Raw genomic sequence first — 6,562 nt, 5'->3', positions numbered from 1 at the left:
GTTTTATTATCGAGTTCGAGGAACGACTCGAAAAGCACATTAACTAATGGCAGTTACACAGAATCTGTTACAGGCTCAGTTCGGTCAATTTAGTGTTTTTTTGTTTTAATGTTTTAAGGTTCTCGTAGGAATACTGCCTCTGTATATGCCACTCTACCTTATTCCTTGATTTGTATTCTAAATCAATATTCCACCTACCCAGATAAGAAACCGCGCTTGGTTGAAGCGAGAAAAAGCAGTCATCGCATTCGGGTTTTTTAAAACGTCTTACCCCAATGTTCGAAAATGCTGGAGTTATCGATTTTAGATAGTATTTGCCAGTTTTAACTTTGACGAGTTTTGGGAGGTGTTTCTCGTTAGCTTGACTACCCTCGAATTGCTGAGTGCTAGGTACTTTTAATCCGCGAATAACAAATATTTCACCACTGTTTAGCTCTTCAAATGTCATTCTGTGAATACCAGCATCGGCTAGTACAAAAGACTCGTTCTGACTTAGCGCCTGTTCATTGGCGCTAACCTCGTTGATTAAAATTGCCATCAGTACAAAAACTAACAATCTCATAGCTCACCAGTTTTCTAATTCAAAAGCCAATATATTTAGAGAGCTCATCTCTAAGGTTGGTGTATTTTTCTTTGTAAGGCGCCTTAAGTGACATATCGTCAATTAATTTAAACAACCGCTTACACTCATTAATGAGTTTCATTTCAGCTTTATCTTCTTTGATTGCAATTTGTAGAAGACACTGTAATAGATTAAGCGCAACCCCTGTATTTACAGGAGCAAAGCCTTGAGCAAGGGCGAACGAAGCTTTAGCACGTTCGTAATCTTGCTGCTGATAGTGCTGAATGCCTTCGCGGTTGAACTGTTGATAACTAGCTAAGTTTTTCTGAGCATTGAGGGCTTGCGCATCAAGCATGTTTAGACTGTTTTGGTCGAGCTCATCCTGTCTTGAAGTCAAAAGTGCATTCAACTGTAGCGCATCATCAAACTCACCCAGTTTATACATAACGTTAATACTGTCAGGGATAAACGCGGTAGGAACTTCCGTGTACTTATCGTCAAGAAGTGTTTGTGACGTTGTTAAGTGGCGTTTGGCATCAATCAGTTTGCCGTCTATAGCGCTAATTCTAGCGTTGACGATTGTACCAAATATATCTACATCAAAATCTCTGTCCATTTTTTGAAGATGTTCATCAAACTTTCCTCGTTGCAGGGTAAGTAATGCTTCTTGCTGATACTTATTGCGCTGGCGCTTGTCGTCTGCAAACTCTGCGACATCTAAAAGGCTTCGGATAATACCGCACCAGTGTAAACTTGTTTTGTGAACGGTTCGTTTTGATAAATCCCAGATCGCTTGGCTTGAACTCGCTGCCAGCACTAAATCGTCATTTTGCCGACCTATTTCACAGGCTTTGAAATGCCTGGGTAAGGAGTAGGGTGACAGTTTTATTGCTTCTTTTATTGCATCTAGTGCTTTGTCGCCAGCTGTGGTGGCTTGGTGTGCTTGCGCAAGAATATCGTGGGCGTCTGCATTGAACCGGTTACGCTTTAGCGTTCTCTTGGCAATTGAAATCGCTTTCTCATATTCCTTTAAAAGCAAGTAAGTTTTTCCAATAGCTATTTGTGCCCACAGCACGGGTTTTCCGTCAATGTAGTCACGTAACACATCTAGCGATTTATCGGGTTGCTTTATACGCCAGTATAGCTCGACTAATAGCTGTTCACAGTGACCTTTATAGTGGGAAGGGGAGTCAAGTAACGCTTCGATATGGTCGATCGCACTGTTTATTTCACCCTGTTCAACGAGACTAAACGCTTGCTGGAGAAACTGTCTTTTCTGCCACGCACGAACAATACGAGACTTCAGCTGAACTTGAGAAAAGGGCTTAATTAAAAAATCATCGGGTCTACGTTCAATACTGCCCAACACTACCGGTCGAGCGCTGTCTGCGCTTATCAGAATGAACACCGATGTGGGACTGATAAGCCTTCGAGTGCGCAACTCTTCAATGAGCTCATAGCCATTTTTGTTGTCAGCTCCCAAGTGTAGATCACAAATGACAATATCAAACTTATGCTTTTTACATAGTGATACCGCTTGTTCAGCAGATGACTTCGTAACTACATCAGATGCGCCCATCGAATGCATCAGCCCCTTTAATAAAAGAAGGAAAGGGCGTTGGTCTTCAACAATCAGTACTTGTTTGTTGCTAAATTGCATTTCAAATCCATGAATGAGCGCGCGATTACTTTATAGGAGTATATCTAATTTTAGATAATAAGCTTAAGAAAAACATTATCTTGCCGAAAACATAAGTATACATATGAAGTTGTAAATAAGAATGTCGCAAGAAACTGTCGAAGCTCGTGAGCAAATACCTATTGACCCCAGTATATACTGGGAGCGCAGTGGTGTGCTTGCTAAAGCATCTGCGCAGGGAGCGTTGTTCTCTTTATATCTTGCTATGCAGCAACATAGTGTTGCCGAGCCATTTGAAATTGAAGCGGTAGCGTCAGAATCTGATGATAAAAGCAGCATCGAATCCAAGCTTGCATCGTTAAATTATTATAGAAGGCCATCGCTAGCCGCTAATGAAAGCGAATGGGGCAGAATGCGCGTTTTGTCTGAGTTAGTATCTCAAGACTATGCGGCAGCAAGATTATATTTAAGTATGAATCCCTCTCCACTATCACAAACTGATGATGCTAAACGTCTACCCGACGATGTAGTAGATAATTGTAGTTTGGCAACACAAAAGCGGTTGAAAAAGGAATACGCTAACACCGTGAAGGAAGATAATACGATGCTATACGATATCCTCTCATCACAAGATAAAGAACACCATTCACAACATGAAAATTCGTCACACTTCACATCTTTTGAGAATATTGCATAGCAGTTATTTCAATTCGTTGTTGCGTGCTAAGTTTGGGTTGACGTACGAGCGCTAATTCGTATCCGCTCTAGTTTTTATCATTCCTTTTTGTTATATTGCGCGCCGCATTTTTGCACTGGTCTTACGCTCCAATCAGCAAAGGTTAAAATATGTCTAAATATATTGTATGCGCAATGTATAAATTTGTTGCGCTTGAAAACTTCAAAGAAATCCGCCAACCGCTTCTCGAAACAATGGAAGCTAATGGCATTAAAGGTACGCTTCTTCTTGCCCACGAGGGGATAAACGGTACGGTTTCTGGTACCCGCGAAGGTATCGACGCATTGCTTGCTTATTTAAACAGCGACGAGCGTATTAATCCTATTTCTTGCAAAGAATCTCTTCACGATGAACAGCCGTTCTATCGCACCAAGGTAAAACTGAAAAAAGAAATTGTGACCATGGGCGTTGAGGGTATTGACCCTCGCAAAACCGTTGGTACTTACGTAAAACCTAAAGACTGGAACGCACTCATTAGCGACCCAGATGTTACGGTTATTGACACGCGAAACGGTTATGAAATTGAAATTGGTACGTTCAAACACGCTATCGACCCTAAAACCGAAACGTTTCGTGAGTTTCCTGAATACGTAGCGAAAGAGCTCGACCCGTCAAAAAATAAAAAAGTGGCTATGTTCTGCACCGGTGGTATTCGCTGTGAAAAATCGACGGCTTACTTGAAAGAGCAGGGGTTTGACGAGGTTTATCACTTAGAAGGCGGTATTCTACAGTACCTTGAAGATGTACCGAAAGAAGAGTCATTGTGGGAAGGCGATTGCTTTGTATTTGATAATCGCGTTGCAGTTAACCATGACTTAGAGAAAAGCCATTATGAGCAGTGCTACGCGTGTAGACTTCCAATTACTGAAGAAGACAAGCAGAGTGATAAGTATGAGCCGGGTGTAAGCTGCCCACACTGCTTTGGTACCCATACCGACGATCAAATTGCTCGCTTTAGAGAACGTGAAAAACAGGTTCAACTGGCAAAAGAGCGTCAACAAGAGCACGTAGGAACGGAAGCGCGTTTGACCATGGAACAAAAGCGTCAAGAAAAAGCAGAAGCTCAACGTTTACGTGCACTTAAAGCAAAAGAAAATCAGGCGTAGACAGCTAGAAAGAAGGGCGTTACACTCGTGCTTATTGCAGTTGAAATAAGGAATGCGAGTGAGCACTCAACTTTCAGAATCTAAAATTGAAGAAATTAGAAAGGACTTCAGCTTTTTCGATCGTGATGGCAACGGCCAAATCGATTTGCCGGAGTTCATCGAGCTTCTAACCGTTATTTCACCAAAAACGAAAGCTAGCCATGTACAAGAAGGCTTTAAGCTTATCGATAGTAACGATGACGGTTACATCGACTTTGAAGAGTTTTTGGAGTGGTGGCAAGAAGGATGGTGGGAATACTAAGTTTAAACTTAGTAACACTTATCGTCGACTGAGGCTTTTCGACACGCTAGGCTAAGCGTGGAAACGAGGGCTAGGCCACGTAAAAGAGCCAATTGAAAACGAGTGCTTTTAAGCACTCGTTTTTTTATGTGTTGAGTTTGGTCAGTCGTGTTGGGAGTGAGATATAGCTTCCTTTGAATAGCCTTCAATGTCGGCTTCGAGCGTAAAGCGGATATTGAAGGTTACTAACGCGCTTGTCCATTGTAGACAAGGGGCGAACGTTCTACGCCCAAAGCAGCGACAGCGTTAGCTGTCCGACTGACTTTATTTGTTGGCCTCGAATTGCTCCAATGCCTCCGTTGCAGGCCTGAAGTAGGCGTTTATATCAGATTACAATTGATAACCATTTAATCTTCCCCTCAAATAACTGCCTTTTTTCTTTTAAACGGAGTCAAGCTTTCAGAGAGTTAATTGTTTTAATATTTTCACTTCGTTACGATGTATAGGGCGGTATAGAGTATGTACCCACAGCATGTGCTACCAAATCACTCACCCCGTCAGAGTACAGAGAAACCTCCCCAACCACGAGAGTACGGCCGACTTTTATCAGAGAACATTCCGCAATGATTCGCTCATTTGCCGATGGCTTACGTAAGAAGTTGATGTTAAGGCTAGTTGTTACTGCCAATGGCACGATGCCAATTTGACCAAGTATCGCCACATAAAGTGCCACATCAGCCACACTCATTAAGACAGGCCCCGAAACCGTTCCGCCAGGACGTAATTCATCCTGACCTACATGATGAGATACAGTCGCTCTACCGTTGCTCACTGCTTCCACAACGCATTTGCTTTGTGGAAACTCCGAATTCATGAAAGCGATAACTTCTTCTTTTGTAGCTGTCATTGAGACTCCTTAAATATTTATTCACGTTTATAGGTACTTGGTGAAGCGTTGCTCCAAGACTTCTATACCCCATTGTAAGCCTAGTTTCTCTTCCACCAATTCAGAGCCCTGACTTTCGTACAGAAGCTAGAATTTTACCGTCCCGTTTGATCGTCCAAATCTCATTGCTTGGGTTATCTAGCCTTCCAATAAATTCCGCCATGCTACTCGCCACTGAACACGCAAATTCCCAACCAATATCAGCCACTGACTTAGTTAAGAGATTAGCGGAAGTTACGAACTGTTAATCAAGTTCGACCACTATTTTACCAATCTGCTGATTGGACTCCAGATAGTGATGCGCTGCTACTATCTCTTCAAATTTAAAGCTTCGATCAATGACAGGCTTGAGTGTTCCCTCGGATAAACCCGAGTGGATAAATTGCTTTGCTCTGCGAAAACGCTCGATGTCTTTTATAACTTCAGTAAACACATACCCCCTAACTGTCAGACTTTTACGAAGTGCTATTTTTAAGGGAAAAGGAGTGACTTCGGGACTTAATGCTCCGTGTGCTATTATTGTTCCTTCAGGGCTCATTGCTTCAGCAATTTCTGCTATCTGCGGCCCACCGACAGCATCAAATGCGATTTTTAAATTGTTTTCTCCCAAGATACTTCTCAAGCTATCCAGCAGCGGTTCTTCTTGGGTTGCAATCACATGGGCCGCGCCAGCCTTGAGCACAGCAGCCTTTTTAGCTCCTGTTAGAGTTGTAGCGATAGGGATCCCCCCCAGAGCATTCACAATTTGAATCGCAGCCAATCCAACACTGCTCGATGCGGCGGTTATCAGTACTGCATCGCCTTTTTGCACGTTAGCAATTTCGACCAAAGCGCCATAAGCTGTCAGGTACTGCATCCAAGCTGCTGCGCCTTCAGCAAAGGTTAGCCCTGCTGGTTTGAGTGCCACATATTCACTTGGTACGACAATCTCTTCTGCGTAGCAGCCGTTCTGAGAAAGCCCCATCTGAGGGACAATACAAACCTCGTCCCCAAGGCGTAAATGATTTACCTCTTCCCCGACTTCAATGACTATCCCGGATGCTTCATAGCCGATTCGCGAAGGGAAGTCAGCCTTTTCTATATAGCTGCCTCGCCTAAACATGGCATCAGCACGATTGAGCCCAACAACCTTGACCGCAATACGTACATCAGTGGCCTGCAAACTTGGACTCGCGAGCGAGTCAATAGTTAATACCTCGGGGCCACCTAATTCATGGAAACGAACAGTTCGAATTAGTTTTCTTGGGCTCATATGCATCCTCAACAATGACTTTTTAAGTAATTACAACAATG

The 6,562-nt window shown here is 43.0% G+C and carries 7 protein-coding genes; 3 read left to right on the top strand and 4 right to left on the bottom strand.

Annotated elements, in window-relative coordinates; translation table 11 throughout:
* Positions 1-67 precede the first annotated feature (67 nt).
* Both QME20_RS07090 and QME20_RS07085 read right to left on the bottom strand, forming a co-directional pair.
* On the bottom strand, positions 68-562 hold the full coding sequence (locus QME20_RS07090; protein ID WP_281715691.1) for a hypothetical protein: 495 nt from the start codon (positions 560-562) through the stop codon (positions 68-70).
* Between the two features lie 19 nt (positions 563-581).
* The gene (locus tag QME20_RS07085) at positions 582-2,222 is read right to left on the bottom strand and encodes a tetratricopeptide repeat-containing response regulator (protein ID WP_281715690.1); all 1,641 of its coding nucleotides are present in this window, start codon (positions 2,220-2,222) and stop codon (positions 582-584) included.
* A gap of 121 nt (positions 2,223-2,343) precedes the next feature.
* Between QME20_RS07085 and QME20_RS07080 the strand changes: the two genes are divergently transcribed.
* From QME20_RS07080 to QME20_RS07070, 3 genes are all read left to right on the top strand, one after another.
* A complete protein-coding gene (locus QME20_RS07080; RefSeq protein WP_110289098.1) occupies positions 2,344-2,898 on the top strand; it encodes a VC2046/SO_2500 family protein in 555 nt (184 codons plus the stop codon).
* Between the two features lie 149 nt (positions 2,899-3,047).
* Complete coding sequence (locus QME20_RS07075) at positions 3,048-4,043, top strand: rhodanese-related sulfurtransferase (protein WP_014949513.1); 996 nt, start codon at positions 3,048-3,050, stop codon at positions 4,041-4,043.
* 58 nt (positions 4,044-4,101) lie between these two features.
* Complete coding sequence (locus QME20_RS07070) at positions 4,102-4,344, top strand: EF-hand domain-containing protein (protein ID WP_012518428.1); 243 nt, start codon at positions 4,102-4,104, stop codon at positions 4,342-4,344.
* Between the two features lie 472 nt (positions 4,345-4,816).
* Here the strand turns inward: QME20_RS07070 and QME20_RS07065 are convergent, their stop codons facing one another.
* Positions 4,817-5,230, bottom strand: a complete 414-nt coding sequence (locus QME20_RS07065; protein WP_281715689.1) for a PaaI family thioesterase — start codon at positions 5,228-5,230, stop codon at positions 4,817-4,819.
* 283 nt (positions 5,231-5,513) lie between these two features.
* Positions 5,514-6,521 (bottom strand): zinc-dependent alcohol dehydrogenase family protein, encoded by a 1,008-nt coding sequence (locus QME20_RS07060; protein ID WP_281715688.1) that lies wholly within the window; start codon positions 6,519-6,521, stop codon positions 5,514-5,516.
* Between the last annotated feature and the right edge of the window lie 41 nt (positions 6,522-6,562).

Origin of the sequence: Alteromonas sp. CyTr2 (genome assembly GCF_947311905.1) — a bacterium.
Lineage (GTDB): Bacteria > Pseudomonadota > Gammaproteobacteria > Enterobacterales > Alteromonadaceae > Alteromonas > Alteromonas macleodii.
Note: the sequence above shows the minus strand (reverse complement) of the source record. Positions and strands in the feature narration are given on the sequence as shown.

What these genes read in the sequence shown, in the direction of transcription:
- QME20_RS07090 (WP_281715691.1), bottom strand. Translation starts at nt 562, where the DNA reads ATGAGATTGTTAGTTTTTGTACTGATGGCAATTTTAATCAACGAGGTT.
- QME20_RS07065 (WP_281715689.1), bottom strand. Translation starts at nt 5,230, where the DNA reads ATGACAGCTACAAAAGAAGAAGTTATCGCTTTCATGAATTCGGAGTTT.
- QME20_RS07080 (WP_110289098.1), top strand. Translation starts at nt 2,344, where the DNA reads ATGTCGCAAGAAACTGTCGAAGCTCGTGAGCAAATACCTATTGACCCC.
- QME20_RS07085 (WP_281715690.1), bottom strand. Translation starts at nt 2,222, where the DNA reads ATGCAATTTAGCAACAAACAAGTACTGATTGTTGAAGACCAACGCCCT.
- QME20_RS07075 (WP_014949513.1), top strand. Translation starts at nt 3,048, where the DNA reads ATGTCTAAATATATTGTATGCGCAATGTATAAATTTGTTGCGCTTGAA.
- QME20_RS07060 (WP_281715688.1), bottom strand. Translation starts at nt 6,521, where the DNA reads ATGAGCCCAAGAAAACTAATTCGAACTGTTCGTTTCCATGAATTAGGT.